The sequence below is a fragment of the Pedobacter jamesrossensis genome (genome assembly GCF_042650905.1).
Taxonomy (GTDB): domain Bacteria; phylum Bacteroidota; class Bacteroidia; order Sphingobacteriales; family Sphingobacteriaceae; genus Pedobacter; species Pedobacter jamesrossensis.
The window spans coordinates 16,135-40,875 of the sequence record NZ_JBHSBY010000131.1; the positions used below are offsets into that span (position 1 = coordinate 16,135).

At 34.0% G+C, this 24,741-nt stretch carries 19 protein-coding genes; 11 read left to right on the top strand and 8 right to left on the bottom strand.

The features are described from left to right. Positions 1-79 precede the first annotated feature (79 nt). The 5 genes from ACFOUY_RS14630 to ACFOUY_RS14650 all read right to left on the bottom strand — a co-directional run bounded on the left by ACFOUY_RS14630 (position 80) and on the right by ACFOUY_RS14650 (position 5,641). Positions 80-871, bottom strand: a complete 792-nt coding sequence (locus tag ACFOUY_RS14630) for an inositol monophosphatase family protein (RefSeq protein ID WP_378961615.1) — start codon at positions 869-871, stop codon at positions 80-82. Between the two features lie 59 nt (positions 872-930). After that, complete coding sequence (locus tag ACFOUY_RS14635) at positions 931-2,082, bottom strand: prolipoprotein diacylglyceryl transferase (protein ID WP_378961617.1); 1,152 nt, start codon at positions 2,080-2,082, stop codon at positions 931-933. Between the two features lie 159 nt (positions 2,083-2,241). Further along, positions 2,242-3,564 (bottom strand): tRNA (N(6)-L-threonylcarbamoyladenosine(37)-C(2))-methylthiotransferase MtaB, encoded by a 1,323-nt coding sequence (mtaB, locus tag ACFOUY_RS14640; RefSeq protein ID WP_378961619.1) that lies wholly within the window; start codon positions 3,562-3,564, stop codon positions 2,242-2,244. An 89-nt stretch (positions 3,565-3,653) separates the two neighbouring features. Continuing rightward, entirely contained in the window at positions 3,654-4,223 is a 570-nt protein-coding gene (locus ACFOUY_RS14645) for a UbiX family flavin prenyltransferase (RefSeq protein WP_378961622.1), read from the bottom strand. 545 nt (positions 4,224-4,768) lie between these two features. After that, on the bottom strand, positions 4,769-5,641 hold the full coding sequence (locus ACFOUY_RS14650) for an OmpA family protein (protein WP_378961623.1): 873 nt from the start codon (positions 5,639-5,641) through the stop codon (positions 4,769-4,771). A gap of 292 nt (positions 5,642-5,933) precedes the next feature. Between ACFOUY_RS14650 and ACFOUY_RS14655 the strand changes: the two genes are divergently transcribed. Both ACFOUY_RS14655 and ACFOUY_RS14660 read left to right on the top strand, forming a co-directional pair. Continuing rightward, positions 5,934-6,230: an RNA recognition motif domain-containing protein gene (locus ACFOUY_RS14655; RefSeq protein WP_378961624.1), complete on the top strand. Its 297-nt coding sequence runs from the start codon at positions 5,934-5,936 to the stop codon at positions 6,228-6,230. Between the two features lie 455 nt (positions 6,231-6,685). Then, on the top strand, positions 6,686-9,079 hold the full coding sequence (locus tag ACFOUY_RS14660; RefSeq protein WP_378961625.1) for a hypothetical protein: 2,394 nt from the start codon (positions 6,686-6,688) through the stop codon (positions 9,077-9,079). A gap of 16 nt (positions 9,080-9,095) precedes the next feature. On the opposite strand, the gene ACFOUY_RS14665 is transcribed toward ACFOUY_RS14660, so the two are convergent. The 3 genes from ACFOUY_RS14665 to ACFOUY_RS14675 form a co-directional block, all read right to left on the bottom strand. Continuing rightward, positions 9,096-9,374 (bottom strand): hypothetical protein, encoded by a 279-nt coding sequence (locus tag ACFOUY_RS14665; RefSeq protein ID WP_378961627.1) that lies wholly within the window; start codon positions 9,372-9,374, stop codon positions 9,096-9,098. Between the two features lie 96 nt (positions 9,375-9,470). Next, positions 9,471-10,241, bottom strand: a complete 771-nt coding sequence (gene xth / locus ACFOUY_RS14670; protein WP_378961628.1) for an exodeoxyribonuclease III — start codon at positions 10,239-10,241, stop codon at positions 9,471-9,473. A gap of 436 nt (positions 10,242-10,677) precedes the next feature. Then, the gene (locus ACFOUY_RS14675; protein WP_378961630.1) at positions 10,678-13,119 is read right to left on the bottom strand and encodes an outer membrane beta-barrel family protein; all 2,442 of its coding nucleotides are present in this window, start codon (positions 13,117-13,119) and stop codon (positions 10,678-10,680) included. 351 nt (positions 13,120-13,470) lie between these two features. Between ACFOUY_RS14675 and ACFOUY_RS14680 the strand changes: the two genes are divergently transcribed. The 9 genes from ACFOUY_RS14680 to ACFOUY_RS14720 all read left to right on the top strand — a co-directional run bounded on the left by ACFOUY_RS14680 (position 13,471) and on the right by ACFOUY_RS14720 (position 24,732). Next, the gene (locus ACFOUY_RS14680) at positions 13,471-15,297 is read left to right on the top strand and encodes a hypothetical protein (protein WP_378961631.1); all 1,827 of its coding nucleotides are present in this window, start codon (positions 13,471-13,473) and stop codon (positions 15,295-15,297) included. Positions 15,298-15,347: 50 nt separating this feature from the next. Further along, on the top strand, positions 15,348-16,541 hold the full coding sequence (locus ACFOUY_RS14685; RefSeq protein ID WP_378961632.1) for a PAS domain-containing sensor histidine kinase: 1,194 nt from the start codon (positions 15,348-15,350) through the stop codon (positions 16,539-16,541). Between the two features lie 15 nt (positions 16,542-16,556). Further along, positions 16,557-17,588: a response regulator gene (locus ACFOUY_RS14690; RefSeq protein ID WP_378961635.1), complete on the top strand. Its 1,032-nt coding sequence runs from the start codon at positions 16,557-16,559 to the stop codon at positions 17,586-17,588. A 428-nt stretch (positions 17,589-18,016) separates the two neighbouring features. Beyond that, a complete protein-coding gene (locus tag ACFOUY_RS14695; RefSeq protein ID WP_378961636.1) occupies positions 18,017-18,448 on the top strand; it encodes a Rossmann-fold NAD(P)-binding domain-containing protein in 432 nt (143 codons plus the stop codon). Then, positions 18,448-19,794 (top strand): oxygen-independent coproporphyrinogen III oxidase, encoded by a 1,347-nt coding sequence (gene hemN, locus ACFOUY_RS14700; protein WP_378961637.1) that lies wholly within the window; start codon positions 18,448-18,450, stop codon positions 19,792-19,794. The genes ACFOUY_RS14695 and hemN overlap by 1 nt, the downstream gene beginning before the upstream one ends. Positions 19,795-19,805: 11 nt before the next feature. Beyond that, positions 19,806-22,187 carry a heavy metal translocating P-type ATPase gene (locus ACFOUY_RS14705; RefSeq protein ID WP_378961639.1) on the top strand — a complete coding sequence of 794 codons (2,382 nt, stop codon included), beginning with the start codon at positions 19,806-19,808 and terminating at the stop codon, positions 22,185-22,187. After that, complete coding sequence (gene ccoS / locus ACFOUY_RS14710) at positions 22,184-22,363, top strand: cbb3-type cytochrome oxidase assembly protein CcoS (protein ID WP_378961640.1); 180 nt, start codon at positions 22,184-22,186, stop codon at positions 22,361-22,363. Before ACFOUY_RS14705 ends, ccoS begins: the two co-directional genes overlap by 4 nt. A 69-nt stretch (positions 22,364-22,432) precedes the next feature. Continuing rightward, positions 22,433-24,574, top strand: coding sequence for a cytochrome-c oxidase, cbb3-type subunit I (gene ccoN / locus ACFOUY_RS14715; protein ID WP_378961641.1), 2,142 nt, complete (start codon positions 22,433-22,435; stop codon positions 24,572-24,574). Between the two features lie 2 nt (positions 24,575-24,576). Next, the gene (locus ACFOUY_RS14720; protein ID WP_378961642.1) at positions 24,577-24,732 is read left to right on the top strand and encodes a hypothetical protein; all 156 of its coding nucleotides are present in this window, start codon (positions 24,577-24,579) and stop codon (positions 24,730-24,732) included. The last annotated feature ends 9 nt before the right edge of the window (positions 24,733-24,741 follow it).

Below are 24,741 nucleotides of genomic sequence, written 5' to 3' on the forward strand. Positions count from 1 at the left end.
TTGGTGAGCCATTTTTGTTTATGCCGATAAGTTTTATTATTATCAATATCCCTTAAACCAAGTCTGCAAGAGTATGCCTTTAAGCAAAATGCCTTTTAATTGCTTCAAGCATTTCGCCAGTTAGTTTTCCATTGGTAGCCAAAATTTCTCGCTTGGTAAAATATTCGTTTCCGCCAGAAAAGTCAAAAACTTCACCACCAGCCTGCTGAACAATAAAGCAACCAGCAGCAAAATCCCATTGCTGTAAGTTATATTCAAAAAAAGCATCGAAACGACCGCAAGCAGTATAAACTAAATCAATAGCTGCTGCACCAATTCGGCGAACACCATGACTTTTCTGCATCATCTCTTCCAATAGCTTTAAATACTGAGGCTGTTTATCGAATTGATAATACGGAAAACCTGTTGCCAGTAAGCTTGATTGTATATCGGGGTTTGTAGAAACTTTAATTTCTTTTTTATTCATAAAAGCAGCGCCTCCTTTGTAAGAATAAAACATTTCGCCGCGATTTAACTCATAAACCACTCCAATAACAGGCAAACCATCCTCGTAAAGGGCAACACTAATCCCATAAGCAGGAATGCCGTGAATAAAGTTTGTTGTACCATCTAAAGGGTCGATAATCCAGGTATATATTTTCCCTACACGGCTAATCGTTTTTTCTTCGGTAATAAAGCCTGCATCAGGAATTAGTTTTTCTAAGTTTTGAACGAGTTTCTGTTCAGCAGTTTTATCTACATAAGAAACCATATCGTTTAAACCTTTGTATTCAATTTTATTTGCATCGAATTGCATAGCTTCTTTACGGATAAAATTTCCGGTAAGCCTTACAATTGAAATAACTTTATTGCATAATATTTCGTAATTCATGATTGTTTAACAACAAACAGATATGGTTGTTGACATTTTAAATGAACTTATTTGACAAATTAAGCGAGTTTATTCTTATTCCTTAAAGCATAAACACTTAATGCAATGCCGCCAACAACAAGGAAAGTTGAAATCATTTCAGCCTGTGTAAATGATAAACCAAAAACATGGTACTTTGAGTTTACACGAATTAATTCTATGCAGAAACGCTCTACGCCGTTTAATATCATATAAATACCAAACATCAATCCTGGCGCTTTAATTTTATCTCTTATTTTCCAAAGGAAGGCGAACAGAATCAAGCAAACAATTACTTCGTAAATTGGCGTTGGATAAACACCTTGAGCCAATTCGTTACAGAATTTGCCTGCACCACAACCCGGAATTGGGATGCCCTCGCCTACTACATTATTTGGATATTTGTAAGACCAAAGCCAATCTGGCAACCATGAAAATGGTTTAGGATTAGGATTTACAATTCCCCAATCGCCATCTCCAGATAAATGACAACCAATACGCCCAACAGCGTAAGCTAACATCATTCCCGGACCACCAACATCTAACATATGTAACGGCTTAATTCCGTTTCGTTTTGCGATTATTAATACAGCTGCACCACCACAAATCAATCCACCATAGAAAGTTAAGCCACTAAAAGATAATAGTCTTTCAATTGGATGTTGAACAAAATCATCCCAATATTCTAAATTATCGAAAAATTTAGCACCCAAAAATCCCCAAACAGCCGCCCAAACAATTAAATTGCTCATTATTTGGTAAGGATGAACGGTTACCTGAGTTTCTTTCGGGCTTACTAGTTTATGCTTATCTTTCTCTTTATAATCCCAATAAGCAAATAAACAACCCAACAAAATACCACCAATAATATTTCCTTTTGTAGACATGAGTATGCTTTGCGCATCACTTACAAAAAGCCTGTAATTTAAGAGGGCATATATTAATTTATACCCAATTAAAAACCCAAAAAGTCCGTTTAATAATAGCTCGGAAGCAGTTGCTTGTTTACCAATTACTATTGTTTTTTTAAATGGATGAAGAATACCCAACGCCTCTTTACGCTTCATTTCTTGAGTAAATGCCCAATAACCAGCCACAAAGGCAAGTGCGACAAAAACACCGAATGTATTAAATGGAAGTGGTAAATTAATACCAAAAAGATATTCTAAAAAGTGTGAAACGGTAGGAAACATATAAATAATTTGATGCGAAGATAGGAAAGAAAGCTGAAAGACTAAAGCTCAATGACTAAAGCAAAAAGAAGAATTATTGAACTCAAAAAAATCTGATAAAAATCACTCCAAAATACTTTGTTATAACAACATTTCAATAGTTGAATTGGTTATCAGATATTAATGATGTGCATAACTGGTTTCTAATTCTGCTACTTCAACTTCTCCATCGGCAGTCAACTCTAAAAGCTTAATTGCTTTAAGTTCGTTTACCATAATTGGATCATACTTAGCACGAACTTTCACATAGTTTTTAGTAAAACCATGCATATAACCCATTTTTTGGTCGGCTTCGAAAAGCACCTCGGCTTCGCTGCCAATTTGAGATTGATAAAAAGCCCTGCGTTTTTTATCAGATAAAATATGAAGCATTTTACTTCTTTCGTTACGCTCGCTGCCAGCAACAACGCCTTTCATTTCAGCGGCGGCAGTTAATTCACGCTCAGAATAGGTAAATACATGCAGATAAGAAATATCAAGCTGATTTAGGAATTGGTAAGTATCTAAGAAATCTTCTTTTGTTTCGCCCGGAAAACCAACAATAACATCGACACCAATACAGCAATTTGGCATTACTTCTTTAATTTTAGCAACACGCTCAACATATAAATCTCTGCGGTAACGACGACGCATTAAACCTAAAATCTTATCGGAACCGGATTGTAATGGAATATGAAAATGTGGTACAAATCTTTTAGATTTTGAAACGAACTCTATGATTTCGTTGCTCAAAAGATTAGGTTCGATAGAAGAGATACGTATTCTTTCAATTCCTTCAACTTCATCGAGCGCTTTAACTAAATCGAAAAATTTATCTTCACGCTCTCCATTGCGAATACCAAAATCGCCGAGGTTAACCCCAGTTAGTACAATTTCTTTTACACCACCTTCTGCAATCATTTTAGCACGATTAACTACGTTTTCAATCGTATCGCTACGACTTGCACCACGGGCTAATGGAATGGTACAATATGTACAAGGGTAATCGCAACCATCCTGAACTTTTAAGAAAGTACGGGTTCTATCACCGATTGAATAAGAAGCAATAAAATTATGGTTAACCTTTTCTATATTCTGCTGATGGACAATAGCTTTAGGATTTTTAGTTAAATCAGAAATATATTCAACAATTCTAAATTTTTCTGCAGCACCTAAAACCATATCTACACCTTCTATTTCGGCAATTTCTTGTGGTTTTAACTGCGCGTAACAGCCAACAATTGTAACATAAGCATTTGGAGAATGCTTTAAAGCTTCTTTAACAACTTTACGGCATTTTTTATCGGCATGGTCGGTTACAGAGCAAGTATTAATAACATATACATCTGCAGCATCCTGAAATTCTACAACAGCATAACCTGCATCGGTAAATAAACGACCAATAGTAGAGGTTTCAGAGAAATTTAATTTACAACCAAGTGTATAAAACGCGACCTTTTTCATTAGGCTGCAAAGATACAATTTTGAATCTAGATTGTTGATTTACGATTTTAGATTACGGAATCCTTACAGTAAGTTAACAAATTGAGAATTTAATTTTCATTCCAACGATAACTGTCCTGCTCAAAACCAGCTAAATCTAATACCCTGCTAACAACAGTTTTCGCAACTTCTTCTATTGATTTCGGTAAACTATAAAAGGATGGATTTGCTGGGCAAATTATTCCGCCAGCTTCTGTTACCGTTTTCATATTATTGATGTGTATTAAACTAAAAGGTGTATCGCGAACAACAGCAATGAGCTTTCTACGTTCTTTTAAAACAACATCGGCCGCTCTAGAAATCAAATCATTCGAAATTCCGTGTGCAATTCTACCTAAAGTACCCATAGAGCAAGGAACAATAACCATTGTATCATATTTTGCTGAACCAGAAGCAAATGGTGCATTAAAATCATTTTTACTATAAAAAGTAAAGTCTTTATAATCGTTATAAATCTGATTACCTAATTCGAACTGCCAAACTTCTTTAGCATTATCGCTCATAACAACTCCAACCGCCTCTATTTGATTACTAAGCTTAATTAATTCATCGAATAAAACCTTTGCATATACAGAACCGCTAGCTCCTGTTACAGCAATAATTACTTTTTTCTTAATCATGAGAAACAAAAATAAGGTTTATTGAGCAGACATAATAAAAAAGGGCCAGAACAAAGTTCTGACCCTACATCTACCTATGAAAAACATACCCTCGAAAGGGTAAGAACAAATATATATATTTTTTTAAAAAAAGATAATTGTTATCTGTTAAATCTGACAAAAGACACACTTATTTCTGTTAATATTACGCAAAACACTGTATTACAAAGCAATACGATAAATAAAATTTAAAACTTTTAAGTCAAAAATTAGTTTACTTACACTAAGCGTATTAAATATGTAACTAGAAGTATTTCTACCAGTCTGCGTAGAAATACTTCTAAAAACATTAGTTGTTGTAAAATCAACATAATTGCTCAATCATTTCATCTTTTTAGTGCATTTAACCAGACTTAAAAAAACATCATTCAATTAAGAAACTGTTTAAATTTTAATTACTTTATGGAACGTGGAGACACGTTCCACTGCAATAACCAAGGTGCGTGTCCCCACGCACCTTTATAAAATCCATAAATCATTTTTAAACAGTTTCTAAATATTTATAATTATTGCTTTGGAGTTGCAGCTTGTTCTGGCGCCTTTCCAATCAATTCCATAAACTGGTCTAATTTTGGCGTTATGATAATTTGTGTCCTTCTATTTTTTGTTTTTCCAGCGGGTGTACTATTATCAGCTACTGGATTGAACTCTCCTCGCCCGCCTGCAGTTAATCTTTTTGGATCAACATCGTATTTTGCCTGCAACACCTGAACAACTGAAGACGCTCTTAAAGCACTTAAATCCCAATTATTTCTAATATTAGTTTGTACAATAGGCACATTATCTGTGTTACCTTCTATAAGTACATCGTAAGTGTTGTAATCTTTGATAATCTTTGCAATTTTGCTTAGCGTTTCACTTGCCTTATCTGATACTTCATAGCTACCAGATTTATAAAGCATATTATCTGCTAACGAAATATATACAACTCCTTTAAGTACCTGAACATCAACATCGCCTAATTCTTCGCGACTTAAAGAACGGGTTAAATTATTAGTTAACACCATATTAAGCGAATCACTTTTATTTTTGGCATTGATTAATTGTTTTATGTATTTATTCGAACTATTAATTTCATCGACAAGCTTAGAAATATTAACATTTCCTTGATTACTTGAACTTAAGCATTTATTTAATGCATCTTGTAATGCTGCAGTATTTGCTTTTTCAGAAGCAATTTGCTCCTCTAAACTCTTAACTCTGCTATTTGCACCTGTAAGCTCTCTTTGGCTATCCTGATACTTATTACTAAGCTCTTGGTTTCGCTCTCTTAGTTTATCAAAAGTAGACTGTAATTCGGTGTATTTTTTATTACTGACACACCCTGATATCATTACGATAGTCAAGAGCATCAAAGGGATTGATTTGTAAAGTTTCATAACTTTTTATTTATTTTAAGATTATAAATTTTGCCTAATCATTCACAACAACCGATCCCTTTTAAAGTTTTAGTATAAAATTTAAGTTTTATTAACTTATAATCAACCATTTAGTTAAAAAACATTACTTACTCCTTATAATGCTTAAAATGTTGTCCCATACTACTACAATGAATTGATTTCATTAGTAATATGTGATAAAATAAAACAATTAAGTTGTTTTATAAGCTTGATATATCTCTCTAAAAAAATTAACTTGCAGAATTTTAACACCTAAAACAATTTACCTCTAATGACGAAGCTTTTTGTCGGTGGGCTTAGGCCCGACGTAAGCGAAATGGACTTAGCCATGCTTATAGGATTATACTGCACCATTGAAACTATTAAAGTTGTTCGTGATAGAGTTACGCATAAATGCAAGGGATATGCATTCGTGGAAATGTTAAAGGTTGATGACGCACAAAAAGTTATCTCGAATCTTAATGGAGAATCATTCAAGGGTAATGTTTTAAGCATTAAAATATCAGAAGAAGAACCTCCTAAAAAACCTAAGTTTCAAAAATTTGCTGTAAAGAGACCATCTAAGTAATTTTACATCTCTCGAAATCCGAAACACATTAAAAGTATCCGAAAAACGATATTTTTAGATTATTACAGTTTAAATAAGCGAAAAATTGTTATTTGATTTTTTTTTAATCTACTCTTAAATAGAATTAAAAATACTTTTGATGTTTGAAATTAAATACTTAAACTTACAATTCATTAATTATTGTTGAGAGACTCTGATTAATTGTTTGTTAAATGCAGGATATTAATTTATCCTGCATTTTTTACTCCAAGTTGATTTATTTCAACTATCGTTTTACGCAAAGCCAAACAATCTTTTATTTAGCTGATAAACAAATTATTAGACGCATTAAGGTAAATTTAATGTGACTCATTCTTAAAGTTTTTTAGTTTTAGCTAAATTGATAACTCTTTTCGTTTCAGATATTCCTAATTGATATGTATTTAAGGTTAATAATTTTATTTTTCTTACTCCAATTGGGAAATCTTTTCGCTCAGCAAATTCAAATTAGTAGCGACTTAATAGAAGATAAGTTAAAGCAATATCAAAGAGCAAACCGCTCATTACCACTATTTCTTCATATTGATAAAACTGTTTACACTAATAATGAATCAATATGGTTTAGTGCCTACTTATTAAATTTTGGTTCAGATACGGTTGAACACAATGTTTTATCAATTGCGCTGGCAGATATGGTTACTAAAAAAGTTATTTTAACAGAAAAATATAAAATGCGAAATGCATTAAGCTTTGGCGCATTAACATTACCAGATACCATTCCTTCAGGAAATTACCAATTGATTGCTTTTACGAACTTAATTGATGCGAATAAAATCCCAGTTGCCAAATTTTCTACTAACATTTCCATTAAAAGCATTACTCGGCAAGATTTCACTTCAGCTATATATCTCATAGATTCAACAGCAAAAAATGGATTATTAAGGGCAAAAATTGCGGTAAATTTTAAAGAAGAGCCTAAATCTAAAATAACTCCAGTTGTTGAATATACTTATGGTAAAAAAACTTTGCAAGCAATAACACAAAACAAACACGATTTTTTTCTTTCAATTCCAGAAGTCAATCTTTTTAATAGCAATCCGGTTCTACAGGCAAAGATTAAGTTAAATAAACAAATTCAATATCTAACAATTAATCTTCCGAGAGTGCAAAAAAAAGAAATCACTGTTCGTTTCTTTCCCGAGGGAGGAAATTTATCATACGATTTACCAAATGTGATTGCTTGGGAAGCTCAAATAGATAATCAAATTCCGATAGCAGTTAAAGCTATTTTATATCAGAATGAGAAACCGATTGACACTGTAGAAACCAACAGCTATGGTGCTGGGAAATTTAAATTGAAACCGACGCAGAACAGCATTTACACATTAAAAACTATCCCTGGTAATTATATCAAGTCCGATAGCACATATCATTTACCAAAACCTATCGAAAGTACCCTAGTTTTGAATTTACCAAACGCCATAACAGATGATACTTTACAGGTAAACTTATTTACAAAAACAAAAAAAAGTGTTCAAATTTTGATAAAAAACAGAGATGGTATTTATGCAAATTTCCAGGCTAAAACCACTGCATTAGGAAATTCTTTAAAAATTCCTCTTTTTCAGTTACCTAAAGGAATTTGTACTATCACAGTTTTCGATAGCGGCAAACCTATTGCCGAAAGATTATTCTTTGCTCGGTACAACGATAGGCTTGATGTTAAAGTTGAAGTTAATAAGCTAAGTTATACTAAAAAAGACAGTGTAAATGTTAAAATCCGTTTAACTGACAAATATGGAAAACCTGCTACAGGTTTATTTTCTGCCGCTGTAATACAACAAAACAGGTTAAATAGCAGCTTCGCAGATATTGAAAACTATGTTTACCTACAACATGATTTAGGCAATTTACCAAAAGACCCATCTGGTAAAGATTTTTTAAATCCGGAATACTTAGAATATATGCTATTAATTAAGGGCTGGAGAAAATATACTTGGCAAGATATTATCGATAATAAAACAGACACCTTGAAAAATTATCTTACACCTCAAATAACGGGAGTTGTAAAATATGGGAATGGTAAGTCTGTTAAAGAACCTATTCAGTTAATTGCATTGGGTGCTAAAAACACAGGCTTAATTACTACAGATAATAACGGAGCTTTCACATTGCAAAATGAACACTTATTTGCTTATGAAGGCAAAATGATAACACTAATGGTAAGTGGAAAAAACAACATTAATTACAAAATTGACGTTGAAGATCCATTTCTTACAATTGGGAATAACCTCTCAGAAAACAGCAAAAATTATATTCCTACAAAAAGCATTACAAATAGCTCGACTAGTAGTGATATGATGTTAAAAGGCTTGGAAAATAATTATAACCTACAGGAAGTAACTATAAAAGCAAAAAATACAGATGGTTCTATGTTTGCATTTAAAGGAGAACCTGGCACCAATGACTGTGGAGATTTTGTTGATGAAGCCGGCCACTTTAATTACGAAAAAGCGACCAAAAGATTTAAGCCAAAGCCCAATACACTGTATGTGATTAGAACCGATTTAAATGATTCCTGGTTTACGGTAAAACCATACTATTACATTGGTTGTCCGGAACACGAGAAGACAGTTTTAAAAATTGGAGGAATTTATGGAGAAAGAATATTTTATGGTGTTAGCAATCAAACAGAAGAAATTCAATATTTATCTACACTTTTTTGGAAGCCAGGGATTATAACTGATAAAAATGGAAATGCAGAATTAAATTTTAAAACAAGCGATATTGCCGATAATTTTAAAATCATAATCCAAGGTATTACTGAAAATAACGTGTTTTCTGGCATAAGAAGTTTCATAGTTAAATAAAGCTTCCTATTCATATTTATTTGCTTAAAGAAGAATACCAGTTTATTGGATGTGAACGAAGATTCATACCATCACTTTCGATGTGATAAAGAATAATTGGTATGGTAAAATCAACAAGTTTTTCTACTTTCCGCGATAAGCTTCCAAGAAAATCTATGCTAGAAATACCTTCTTTTAGATGAACGTAAATAACTGTTGCAGTTTTAAATTCAAATCTTTCGATTTTCCCTGGCCACTCAGATTTAATTTTGTTCAAGAAGGCCGTAATTTTCTTTTCGTCTTTCGAGTTCTTCATAAGCTTTAGGTTTTGTAATGCTTTAAATTAATAAAATATTTTACTCATTCACAAGCTGTAACAGATAGAATACAAAAAAATTACATTGGTTGTTATTTACTTAATTTCTATCCATACTGGTCCATGGTCACTTGTTTTTTCCCAGCCTCGAACATTTCTATCCACTCCTGCAGCTACTAACCTATCTTGCAATAACGGACTTAATAAAAAATGATCAATTCGCAAACCTGCATCTCTTCCATACGCATTGCGGAAGTAGTCCCAAAAAGTGTAAATCGTTTCCGTTGGATAAAGTTTTCTTATTGCATCTGTCCAACCTTGAGCGACCAAATTATGGTAAGCCGCTCTAACTTCTGGACGAAAAAGTGCATCATCATCCCAACGTTCAGGCTTGTAAGCATCTAATTCTGTCGGAATAACATTATAATCACCACAAATTACAACTGGTAAATTACGTTCTAAAAGAGTTGCAGCATGTGCAGTTAAGCGCTCAAACCAGGCAAGTTTATAGTCTAATTTTGGGCCTGGAGCCGGGTTACCATTTGGCAAATACAAACAAGCAACAACTACACCATCAATTATAGCTTCAATGTAACGACTTTGTAAATCTTCATCATCGCCAGCTAAACCTCTTCTTAATTCCTTTATCTCTTTATTCTTTGCAAGAATTGCGACCCCATTCCAGCTTTTTTGACCATGCCAAATTGCATTATAACCAGCGGCATTAATTGCCTCAATCGGAAACTTTTCATTTGGTGCTTTAAGCTCTTGTAAGCAGGCAATATCGGGTTGTGTTTCTTCTAACCAGCGTAACAATACCGGAAGACGACCATTAACACCGTTTACATTATACGTTGCAATTTTCATTGATATTAATTTTAAGATTCAATTACAATAATGATAAAAAATCGTAATAAAAAGTAAAGAAATAAAAGCTGATTTTTTTAACAATGTAGCGTTACTTCTTCACCAATCGTTTAAATAAAAAAATTGAAATGAATATGAAAAACAAAACCATAGTTGTACTTCAGGCAATTGTTTGTGTACTAATTATTGCTACAATTTTTCATGCCTTTAAAAATTAAGAGCCTGTATCACAATAAAAAATTCAGCTTTTGTAAAAGAATTTAATTTGGCGATATCTTCATGCTGAGCTTGGCTGGGCATCTTAATGCTTCAAAAGGCTTTTATTTCATAACCTTTATATCGCTTTACGATAGGTTTTCACGGGAAAGACGACCGCTCAAAATGTTATTGTGCTAACATTACTTCAAAAAATCAATTTTGATACAGACCCTTCATTTTAACTTCCAGATTTACTACCGCTACTCTTCACATCATCATTACTAATGCTCCGTTGACTCTTTTTGATAGCGTCTTTCAGTTTTCCAAATTTCCAGTTTAGGCTTACATTAATAGAACGATTATAGTTTTGACCGCGATAGGTTTGCATAAAATTAGTTCCTTGGGTAAATGTTTCGTAGTACCTGTATTTAGCAAATGGATTATTTATACCTGCAGAAAAAGTTAGTTTATCTTTAATAATCTCTTTGCTTCCGCTGAACGACATGTAGTAATACTCTCCAGATGTTCCTTGCAATAGTACATCGGGAGCACTGTAATTAAAGCTTGCATTAACCCTCCATTGGCGTTCGAATTTGTAGCCTGTATTTGCATAAAAATAACCAGTCATCCCATCATTTTTAGTTAAAACACCGTTAATTGCTCCTTCCAGCCATTTGTAACCAATGTTTCCACTTAAACTTAAATTCCATTTTGGTGTTAATGGGTAGTTTACGTTTAGGTTTGTTGTTAATGTTTTGTCTTTACCAATATTGGCGAAGGTGCTTCTCGTAATTTTATCTACATCGCTATAAACTGAGATATTTTGAATCGTATTATTGGCGAAATTATAACTTACACCAACGTTAACTGACCCTTTTTTAAACTTGCTGTACGTTAACTCGAAATTATTACTTAAAACTGCTTCCAAATCAGGATTCCCTGTCGATTCATAGTTTGGTACAGACCTATCTACAAATGGATTTAGATTATCAATCCCCGGTCTTTCAATACGCTGAGTGTACCCAAAGTTTAGATTGCTTTGATCTTTAAATTTCCGATTAACTGAAAATGAAGGAATGATATTAAAATAATCGCTGTTTACATTTGATGCATTGCTAATAAAATCAGCTTTAACAAATGTTTCTTCAATTCTAACACCAGCCTTAAATCCCCAATTTGTTAAATTGTAAGAATACGAATTGTAAGCGCCAATAACATCCTGATTATTATTGAAAATATTTGTTCTTGCAGGGTCGATTTCATAATTACCCGTTGCATTATTTAAGCCGAGATATTCGAAATTACTGTTATTATCTCTCAGAATACCTTTAATACCGCCTTCTATGTTTAACTTTTTAACTGGATGAACATAATCTAGCTGAATAGTTTGCTCTCTTGAACGGCTATCATTTTGCTGAATATAATTTGGATCGTTATAATTTTGACGATTACTAAAAGTTAAATCGTTTTTCTGCGGATTATTACCATTACTATACTTGTAAGAAAAAGTTAACAATCGTTCTTTATTGCTTTTAAAACCTAATTGGTAATTCAATGTCATATCCAAGCCACCCCAATCGAAACGATTCTGGCTTAACAAATCGTAAGTAGTAACCTGAGCTGGACTAGTTAACCGGAATATCTGTGTGTTGTTCGATTTATTATAGCCCCCATAAGGATTAACTTCAGCAGTAATCAGGTTTAAAGTATCAATTTCAAAACTTAATTCAGCACCTCCATAACGGTAATTATTATCGAATTTTCGTCGACCAATATTTAACAATTCAGAAGGATTTGTACCAGTTGTTAATCTGGAGTTGATAATTTCTGTTTCAGGAGAGCTATAAAAACCTGTCCCGCCGTAAGCGGTAACTCCAAATTTGCCTTGTTTTACCGTTACAAAACCGCCGATACCTGGTCCACCAACCGGAAATTGGTGACGAAGATTTAAGCTTCCGTTGTAACCATTATCTATTTTTTTATTGGTGATGATATTTATAATGCCCGAAAGCCCCTCACTATCATATTTAGCTGGTGGCGTTGTAATTACTTCAATTTTCTGAATTGATGAAGCGGGCATACTTCTTAAAACATCTTTCGGACTTCTGGCTACCATGCTCGATGGTTTTCCGTTAATTAAGATTTTATAATTACCACTACCTTTTAATTTGATGTTATCATCTGCATCAAGAGAAAGCAGCGGAACTTTGCGCATCATATCTAATGCGGTTAAAACCTTACTTTCGGGGTCAGCCTGAATATCATAACTAATCCTATCCACTTCTTGCTTAATAATTGGGCGTAGAGCAGTTACAGAAACATCTGATAAATTATTAGTTTGAGAAGCAAGCAAGAGTTTACCAGCATCAAAATTAGTAGTCCCAGCTTTAAGTTCGGCCGGAACCGTTTTTGTACCATAACCAACAGCAATTGCTGTTAAGGTGTAACTGCCAAAAGGAATTTTTTCGAAAACAAATTGCCCGTTTTCTGGTGTAACTGTAGTTTTAAAAACTGTGCCATCTTTTTTAATGGCAATAGTTATAAATTCTATAGGTTTTTTAGATGCAGAATCAACAACACTTCCTTTAATAGTTCCAGAAGGCTCCTGAGCTAATGAAATAAAGGGAAATAAAATTAATAATAATAAAATGGAGAAGGTTTGGCAGATATTTTTTCTCATAAAACTTAAAGGATTAGCAGATAATTAGTTTGTTGTCATAATGGTGCAATTAGCTCGCACTTTCATAAGACGAAAAACTATAAAATTAGTTGCATGACAAAATCAACATTCTGCAGAAAAATCATATCTACTTGATTACCAATTGACAACAACAAGTAACAAAACCAAGACAAACAAAATAATACAGTTTGATGATGAAATAGATATCATTTATGCAATCTAAATATCTGGTATGTCCATTAATAGGGATTAAAAATAGTTATCGAAAATATAACCTTAGTCAATCAGGAAAGTGATAATCATCACTTTTTTAAGCATTCAACTTGCGTTAATTTGCTTTTAAAACACATCATGCCACATACTTTTCATATACCGGTTTTAGGCCTCGCCTATTCAATTGATACACCTTTAAAAGTTGCCAAGTTTGGAATTTCGTCTGTTGTTTCTATTGTTGATGATGAACTTTGCGAGCGAATGCGTAAATATCATTCAGATTTAAACAATGAGCCCTATGTTACAATCCATAAATCTGAAACCGATAGTAGAGCCCGAAGAATAACGGCATACCTAAATCTTTTAAAAAAATTGGTTGATAATCAAATAGAATCAATTAAAAAACAAACATTTGATAAAGGAACAGAATTATGCAGTTACTTTGAATTTCTTGATGAAAATAGTATCCAAAAGAAATTCTATAATGTTATGCTTAACCTTCCATTCGGGAGAAAAAGAGATGCGTTAGAAAATCAGCTAAGAAATGAAGTGAAAGCTGGCAGTATCGACGTAAATATTATGGCAAAAGTAGATAAGGTAAATTTTGCTGATAGTCTTAATTTAGGAAACGAAAATACAGATGCACTTGCTACACTAAGAGGGTTTGCTAATAGCGAACTACAATCTTCGGTTGTTATTTCTGCAGGATTGAACCCACGATTATATAGCTATATTGAAGATTTTGCAGATTTCTATCCAGATGCAGAATCTAATTTTTCGAAAAAAATAATATTAAAAGTTAGTGACTACCGTTCGGCATTAATACAAGCGAAAATGCTGGCAAAAAAAGGTTTATGGGTTTCTGAATTCAGAATTGAATCTGGCCTAAATTGCGGCGGACATGCTTTTGCAACTGAAGGCTTCTTACTGGGACCTATTTTGCAAGAATTTAAAGAGAACAGAGCAATATTAATGGAAGAGCTTTGGGCAATTTACTTATCTGCCCTGAATCAGAAAAATATAGACATTATAACCAAGCCAACGCAAAAAATTACTGCACAAGGTGGAATTGGAACTTCAGATGAGCATAATTATTTAATGCAAACTTATGGCCTTGATGCTGCTGGTTGGGGAAGTCCGTTTTTGTTGGTTGAAGAAGCCACAAATGTTGATGAAGAAACTTTAACTAATTTAGCAGAAGCTACTGAAAGCGATTTTTATTTAAGTAACTCTTCGCCATTAGGTATTCCTTTTAATAATTTTAAAAAGAGTACTGCAGAGAAAGAAAGGTTGCACCGCATTTCAAAAAACCGACCAGGAAGTCCGTGTACCAAAAAATACCTTTGCACCAATACCGAATTTACCGAACAACCAATCTGTACAGCTTCTAGACAATATCAAAACCTCAAGATTAAAGCTTTAAAAGCATCGGCTTTGGCAGAAAATGAATTAAAAAAGCAAATTGATTTAGTTACCGAAAAGGTTTGCCTTTGCGAAGGATTATGCAGTTCTATTTACATTAAAGATGAGATTTTAAAATCAAAGGAAAGTAGAGCAGTTAGTATTTGTCCTGGACCGAATCTGGCTTACTTCTCCAAAAAATATAGTCTAAAAGAAATGGTTGATCATATTTACGGCAAAACTAATTTGCTTGAAAATGTTAACCGACCAAACCTGTTTGTAAAGGAATTAAGACTTTATATTGATTATTTAAAAAAAGATATTCAAGGCTTTAATGATGAACTAAAAATTAACATAAACTGTATTAATCAAAAGAAAAAGAATTACTTAAATAAATTTCACAGTCAATTGATGAAAGGAATAGATTTTTATAGGGAAAGTATTCAAAAGGCTGATTGTGATTTAAAAATATGGAGCGAAGAACAGGTAAGACTTTTGGAAGAAACCGTATTTAGCATTAATGCGATAAACACACAATTGTTAATTTTGAGCCAGACAAAATAAAATTTTGATCTGAAATTCTACTCAAATGATTAATATTACGTGATTGGTTTATGGAAAGAGCAAAATTACTAAGTGCCATTATCGAAAACGCGATAGATGGTATAATCACGATTGATGACAGGGGCATTATAGAACATGTTAATCCCGCAGCATTAAAGCTTTTCGGTTTCAAAAGCAAAGAATTGGTTGGTAAAAATGTATCAGTTTTAATGCCTCAACCAGATAAAGAACGGCACGATGGATATATTAAAAATTATGACAACACCGGACATAAACGAATTATAGGCATTGGTCGTGAGGTTATCGGGCAAAGAAAAGATGGCTCTACTTTCCCTTTCCGCCTTGGCGTTAGCGAAGTTAAATTTAGTGATAGGAAGATTTATACCGGCTTTATTCATGATTTAAGTAAGCACAAGGAAGATGAAGCAAGAATTAAAAGCTATACAGAAGAGCTTGAAGATAAGATTAGAGATAGAACAAGGGACTTAGTGAAACTGGTTGCAGAATTAGAATCTGCAAAGGAACATGTAAATGAATTATTTATTAAGGAAAAAGAACTTAATCAACTTAAAACCAGATTTGTATCAATGGCATCTCATGAGTTTAGGACTCCACTAAGTTCTATACAATTATCCGCAACTTTAATTGATAAATATACGCCAAAACAAGACACCGAAAATATTGAAAAGCATACCGGCAAAATTAAGAATGCAGTTGGTAATTTAACTACAATCCTAAACGATTTTCTTTCTCTGGAGAAACTGGAAGCTGGAAAAGTAGAAGTTCATCCTACAGAGTTTAACATTATAAATTTCGCAGAAGAAATTGTCGAGGAAATGCAGCTTATCAGCAAGCAAGACCAACATATTATTTACGAGCATCAAGGTATTTCAGCCCAAGTTTACTTAGACTTAAACTTACTAAAGAACAGCATAATTAATCTGATTTCCAATGCTATAAAGTATTCCGGAGAAAACACAATGATTCAGTTTAATAGTATTTTAAAAGATGATGAATTGGTTATTGAAATAAAAGATAACGGTATTGGAATTCCAGAAACCGATTTAAATAACTTATTTGAACCTTTTTTTAGAGCGCACAATACAGGCAGTATTCCCGGAACCGGACTAGGCTTAAACATTGTTAAACGATATGTTGGCTTGATGAATGGTTTTGTTTCTTGCGAAAGCGAACAAAATATTGGCACCACTTTTCTTTTAAAATTTCCCTTTGCAAGTAACTAATCCCAATTCACACCAATGAAAAAGAAAATTCTAATTATAGAAGATAACGATGACATTCGCGAGAGTACTGCAGAAATTTTAACGCTTGCTGGTTATGAAACTTTTACAGCCAATAACGGTAAAATTGGAGTAGAAAAGGCAACAACACATCATCCAGATTTAATTCTTTGCGATATTATGATGCCTGAACTAGATGGTTATGGCGTACTTTATCTTTTGCACAAAAATCCTAGAACATCAACAATTCCATTCATTTTCATTACTGCAAAAAGCGAAAGAGCTGATATGCGTAAAGGAATGGAAATGGGTGCCGATGATTATTTAACAAAACCTTTTGATGATATAGAACTGCTTAATGCGATTGAAGGAAGACTTAGAAAGAGTAAAACAAGCGGTAACTTTACTGGAAATGATATCGATACAAAATCTTTATTTGCAGGGCTAGTAGAAAAAGGAAAAGGCAGAATTTTGGCAAACAAGCAAATTATTTATGTTGAGGAAGATGAGCCAACACATGTTTATTACATAAAACAAGGTCAGGTTAAAACCTACAAGCGGTTTAAGGATGGAAGAGAACTTTCTTCTGCACTTTACCAACCTGGCGATTTCTTTGGCTATGAAAGTCTTTTTACAGAATCTGATTATGAAGACAATGCCGCAACTCTTGCAGATTGCGAATTGATTTTAATTCCAAAAGCAGATTTTACGGATTACCTCTATCAACATCAACCATTATCTGCTGCATTTATCCGATTGTTATCTGGAAGCATCAGAGAGAAAGAAAATCAAATGTTACAACTCGCCTATTTTTCGGTTAGAAAACGTGTTGCTGATGCCTTGATTCAAGTTGCGGAGAAATTTGGTAACATCGAAAATGATTGTTCAACTATTAAAATCTCGAGAGATGATCTGGCCGCAATGGTGGGCACAGCAAGCGAAACAGTAAGTAGAATGCTCGCTGATTTTAAAGAAGAAAAATTAATAGAGAAAACTGGTAACGCAATTAAAATTTGCGCTATTTCTAAGCTGAAGAACGTAAAACAATAAACTTAAGTCTGTCAAAGTCCTTTTTATAATTAAACACAAAAACACAGTTCATCCTGAAGGTTAATTTATTTCATAAAAATCAATATAAATGATGTTATTGTAATAAAAATTAACCATTTAAGAGATGTTAGACCATTTAAACTTAGATTTTCTTAGATGCCTTAAAAGGTTTAAAAACATCAGTTTATAAAAAGTCAGTGGTAGTATGTCGACTACACTCAATATAAACTAAAACCGCCATTTCGACCTGGGTGGAAAATCTTTTAAGCTGTTAATCCAATTCATATATTTTCCATTTGCCAAGCTTCATTCAAAAAGACGGCCAATAACAAACCAGCACAATTCTGATGAGAATCACTTTTTCAGATGACTAAACTCACAGCCCACATAATCAACAAATTATAGTTTTGAGAACTAAAAATTTGTTTATGAAAGCGATTGCTTACAACATTAAGCCCGAAGAAAAAGAATATCTGGTACTAGCCAATCACAAAAAGCACGATATAACTATTATCGCAAATAGTCTTTCAGCTGAAACTATTGCTTTTGCTGCCGGAAAGGAAACCCTACTTGTTTTTAATAACGATATAGTTAATCAGGAGCTAATCGAAAAACTGAAAGAACTTGGTATAAAATACATTGCAACATCTTCTTTCGAAACCAATCATCTAGATTTAAAATCTGCTGCTACAGCCGGATTCAAAATTGCAAATGTTCCTTTTAAAAATGGGCAGAGTGCGTTAGACAGAATGCAGCAAGTGGTAAAAAATTTGGATAACTGGGCAGCGGGTAAGTGCGTTGGAAATGCTTGCTGTTGCCAAAACAACTGTTCTGTTACAAAAACATTAAATAAAGCCTAATGGACACTTTAGCATTGCTTAAAAAGTATAATGTTGCGGCTCCACGTTACACTAGCTATCCTACCGTACCATTTTGGGAAACTGATAAATTTAGTGAAGAACAATGGTTAATCTCTGTAAAAAACACTTTCGAAGATTATAAAACCGAAGGCATCAGTTTATACATCCATCTACCCTTTTGCGAAAGTCTTTGCACTTACTGTGGCTGCAACACCAGAATCACTAAGAATCACGGAGTTGAGCAACCGTACATTAATGCCCTAATAAAAGAATGGGATATGTATCTTAATATTTTAGGTTGCAAACCTAAAATCAAAGAATTGCATTTAGGCGGCGGTACACCGACATTTTTCAGTGCAAATAATCTTAAAAAGCTTATTAATGGGATTTTAGAAAAATGCGATCAATCAGACGATGCAGAATTTTCATTTGAAGCCCATCCAGATAACACCACAAAAGAGCATTTAATCACGCTTTATCAACTAGGTTTTAAACGCTTAAGTTTCGGAATTCAGGATTTCGACCCAAAAGTACAATTAATGATTAACCGCTTTCAAACGCCAAAACAGGTTGAGGAAATTACTGAACTGGCAAGAAATATTGGCTATACATCAATCAACTTCGATTTAATATACGGTCTTCCATTTCAAAATATTGATGGATTAACAGAAACTTTGAATTACGTTATTAAAATGAATCCCGATAGGATTGCATTTTACAGCTACGCACACGTACCATGGTTAAAACCCGGACAACGCCGTTACACAGAAAAGGATTTACCAAACAGTGAAGTAAAATTCATCTTATACAACCTTGGCAAAAATACTTTGATAAAAGCGGGTTATGAAAATATTGGCATGGACCATTTTGCAAAAAAACACGATAGTTTATTTGTTGCAGCGCAAAAAAATACTTTACACCGAAACTTCATGGGTTACACGCATCAGCATACTCAATTGCTTATTGGTTTAGGCGTTTCATCAATTAGCGATAGTTATACTGCTTTTTCACAAAATGTAAAAACAGTTGAAACTTACTTAGAACGCATTGAGAAATGCCATTTCCCAATTGAAAAAGGACATATTCTATCTCGTAAAGATTTAATTTTACGCAAACATATTCGAAATATAATGTGCGATGGAAAAAGTCTTTTTCATAGTGGAATACCAAAAACGGTTCACCATAAATTAGTCCCATTAATTGAAGATGGATTAGTTTCTCTTAATGAAAACCAGTTAAATGTAACACTGAAAGGCAAGGCTTTTTTAAGAAATATCTGTATGGCCTTTGATGAGCGACTTTGGGAAAAAGAAACTAATAATCAAATATTTAGCATCGCTATATAAATTTATAGTTTATGAAAAATCATAACACCATAGTAAAAGAGCTTTGTTACCATTGTGGAGAGTGTTTAGATAATATTAAACTTAGTTTAGGTGGACATGATTTCTGTTGTGTAGGCTGCAAAACTGTTTACAAAATACTATCAGAAAATAACCTTTGCAACTACTATGTTTATAATGATAGACCCGGAAAAAGAACTCAAAACGATAGCCATTTCGAATATCTTGACGAAGATGCAATCATCAATCAGCTGTTAGATTATAAACACGAAAAGGCAAGTATAATAACTTTTTATATCCCTGCTATCCATTGCAGCTCGTGTATTTGGCTATTGGAACATTTATATAAAATCAACGAAGCCATATTTTCTTCGAGGATAGATTTCCTGAAGCGTCAGGTTACGATTAGCTTTAAACACGAAGAAATTTCGTTACGTAAACTGGTCGAAATTTTAAGCAAAATTGGTTACGAACCTTTAATTAGTTTGCAAGACGTTGTTAAGGAAAACAATAATTCAATTAACAAATTATTAGTTCAAAAAATTGCAGTTGCAGGCTTCTTAATGGGAAATGTAATGCTTTTTAGTTTCCCAGAATATTTTGGATTAAACAGTTTAGAAAAACAATTCCAACATCTCTTCGGATGGCTAAATCTTGCATTTTCGATACCGGCAGCATTTTATTGTGGTAAAGATTATTTCGTTTCGGCCATTACAAGTTTAAAGCATAAACAAATTAACCTTGATACGCCTTTGGCTCTTATAATTGCCATGTTGTTTTCTAGAACTGCTTTTGATGTAATTTTCAATAACGGCCCAGGTTTTGCCGATACATTAACCGGACTTGTATTTCTTCTATTGATGGGCAAGTGGGTAAAGCAACGAACTTATCATCACATTTCTTTCGACAGAGATTACCGCTCCTACTTCCCAATCGCAGTAACAACAATTAAAGATGGCAAGGAAAAACCACTTGCCATTGAGCAAATTGCAATTGGCGATAGACTTTGGATTAGAAACGGGGAAATTGTGCCTGCCGATTCGATTTTAATGAAAGGTGATGCCTGGATGGACATGAGTTTTGTAACTGGCGAAGCAGAACCTGTACACAAGGTTTTGGGCGAAATTATTTATGCCGGCGGGCGTCAGACAGCTGAAGCAGTAGAACTTGAAGTTATAAAACCTGTATCTCAAAGCTATTTAACGGGATTGTGGAACAACGAAAATTACCAATCTGACATAAAGAAGCAGAATTTTAACGACAGCGTTGCAAAGTATTTCAGCATTTCCGTGTTCAGTATAGCGTTTTCGGCTACAATTTATTGGTTATTGCAAAACGATAGTCATAAAGCGTGGGCAGCTTTTACGGCAGTAATTATTGTGGCTTGTCCGTGTGTTTTATCATTAAGTACACCCTTTACACTTTCTGCAATTCTATCAATTTTTGATAAAAAGGGCTTTTATGTAAAAAATACAGATGCTGTTGAAGCTTTAGCAGCTTGCGACACCATAATTTTCGATAAAACCGGAACATTAACAAGTACAGAAAACGCAGATCTTTCTTTTACAGGAATACTAGATTATCATGAACAGAAACTGGTTGCATCTTTAGTTAGAAACTCATCTCATCCTTTAAGTAGGCACATATTAAAATATTTATGTTGCGATGATTTTATGCCGGTTACAAACTATCTGGAAAGTCCAGGAAATGGAATATCTGGTTCAATTCATAACAAACTTATCTTTTTAGGCAATAGTTCTATACTTCCAGAAAACATCAGATTTCATAAGAGTAATGGTGTTCATGTTGCAATAGACAATCATTACAAGGGAAGTTTTCAAACTACACAAAAATGGCGCCCAGGATTGCCACACCTTATTCAAAAATTGGCTAAAAGATTTCAGCTTCACGTATTATCCGGCGATACAAATCAAGAACACACCAAATTAAAAAATTTGTTCCCAGCAAATGCAAAAATAAATTTCAAACAAAGTCCACATCAAAAATTGGATTATGTGCTTCAAGAACAAAGAAAAAACCACAAAGTTATGATGCTTGGCGATGGTTTAAACGATGCCGGAGCCTTAAAACAAAGCGATTTCGGCATAGCAATAACAGATAACATCAACAATTTTACGCCAGGTTGCGATGCAATACTAACAGGCAAGAGCATAAGTTTACTACCAAATTTCGTAGCACTAAGTCGCGATGGTTTAAAGGTGGTTAAAATCAGTTTTGCTATAGCCATAATCTATAATTGTGTGGGACTTTATTTTGCGGTACAAGGCACACTTTACCCACTAGTGGCTGCCGTATTGATGCCAATTAGCACGATAACCATTATCTCCTTCACTTCTATTGCAACTCACTTTTTTGCCAGAAAAAACAAGCTATGAACATATTATATTTTTTAGTTGGCTGTAGTGTTTTAATGGCCTTGATTTTTCTAGCTGCATTTTTCTGGGCCTCAAAAACTGGCCAGCACGATGATGTTTACACGCCTGGGATAAGAATCCTTTTCGATGAGGAAGAAACCAAAAGTGATGAAAATCATATTTCAAACAAACCATAATCATAATTAGGCAATAACGCCTTAGATACATTTGCTGAACAAAAACTAACAAACCCCTTTTTAATTATTATGCAGTTAGAGAAATTTACTTACGACAACAAAATTGTCAGAAACTTTGGAATTGCAACCATTGTTTGGGGCGTAATCGGGATGACTGTTGGTCTCATCATTGCCATGCAGCTCATAAAACCAGGCATGAATATGGGTAGCCAATACACTACATTTGGTCGTATCCGCCCCTTACACACCAATGCCGTAATTTTTGCTTTTGTTGGAAACGCCATTTTCATGGGCGTTTATTATTCATTACAAAGGTTATTAAAAGCCCGAATGTTTAGCGATGTTTTAAGTGCGATTCATTTTTGGGGTTGGCAATTAATTATTGTTTCTGCTGTAATTACACTGCCTCTTGGCTTTACTACTTCTCATGAATATGCTGAACTGGAATGGCCAATAGATATTGCAATTACACTGATTTGGGTAGTTTTTGGAGTAAATATGTTTGGCACAATCATCAAACGAAGAGAGCGCCATTTGTATGTTGCCATATGGTTTTACATCGCAACATTTGTAACCATTGCGGTTTTACATATCGTTAACTCATTCGAGCTGCCAATTTCATTTATGAAAAGTTACTATGTGTATGCCGGAGTGCAAGACGCATTGGTACAATGGTGGTATGGCCACAATGCAGTAGCCTTCTTCTTAACTACTCCGTATTTGGGAATGATGTATTATTTCCTACCTAAAATGGCTAACAGACCAGTTTATTCTTACAAGTTAAGTATCCTGCATTTCTGGTCGTTAATATTTATTTACATCTGGGCAGGCCCGCACCATCTATTATATTCTTCTTTACCTGGCTGGGCACAATCTTTAGGAATTGTTTTCTCCATTATGCTTATCGCTCCAAGTTGGGGCGGTATGGTTAATGGATTACTAACTTTAAGAGGCGCTTGGGACAAGGTTCGCGATGACGTGACTTTGAAATTTATGGTTGTTGCATTAACCTGCTATGGTATGGCAACTTTCGAAGGTCCGTTACTTTCTATAAAACAAATTAATGGTATTGCGCACTTTACCGATTGGATTGTTGCTCACGTACATGTTGGCGCACTAGGCTGGAATGGATTTTTAACCTTCGGCGTACTATATTGGATAATCCCTAGAATCTACAAAACTGAACTCTACTCTAAAAAACTAGCGGGTTTCCATTTTTGGATTGGCACATTGGGTATTCTTTTTTATGCCATACCAATGTACTGGGCAGGTTTTACACAAGGCCTAATGTGGAAAGAGTTTACGGAGGAAGGACTTTTAAAATACCCTAACTTTTTAGCTGTAACTCTTCAAATTATTCCAATGCATGTTTTCCGTGCGGTTGGTGGTGCTTTCTATTTGCTGGGTACAATTGTAATGACTTTTAACCTGGCTAAAACCATGTTAAAAGGAAATTTAGTCGCTAACGAAGCTGCTGAAGCGATGCCATTACCAGAAGTGATTGTAGAAACAAATCCGATGGATAAAAAATGGCATAGGGTATTAGAACGCAAACCAATGAAGTTCATGGTACTTTCTTTAATCATTATCCTAATTGGAGGAATGGTTGAAATGATGCCAACATTTACCATACAATCGAACGTACCAACCATAAAAAGTGTAAAACCATATTCTGCTTTAGAATTGCAGGGACGAGATTTATACATTCGCGAAGGTTGCGTAAACTGCCATTCACAAATGGTTAGACCTTTCCGCTCAGAAACAGAACGTTATGGAGAGTATAGCAAAGCCGGAGAATTTGTCTATGACCATCCATTTCTATGGGGAAGCAAGCGAACTGGTCCGGATTTACACCGCGAAGGCGGAAAATATTCTGATGCCTGGCATTTCAATCACTTGTTAGATCCAACTTCGATGTCGCCTGGAAGTATTATGCCACCTTATCCCTGGTTAATTGAGCAACAACTCGACATCACAACAACGCCAAGCAAAATAAGGGCTATGCAAACTTTAGGTGTTCCTTACCCTGAAGGTTTTGATAAAATAGCAAATGATGAGTTAAAAACTCAGGCAACTAAAATAACTACAGAGTTAAAGCAAAACAACATCAATGTAAAAAGCGATAGAGAAATCATTGCACTAATCGCTTACTTACAACGACTGGGGACTGATATTAAAGCAAATAAAGAAGTAATTCCATCAAACCAATAGCCATGTTCGAACAACTTAAAAACTTAGCAGGCCGCGAATATTACTTAATCAGTTCGCTGCTATTATTTCTGGTATTTTTCATTATAGTGAGTATTTACCTTATCAAACTAAATAAAAAACACGTTGATGTAATGAGCGAATTACCTTTAAAAGATTAGGAGATTATC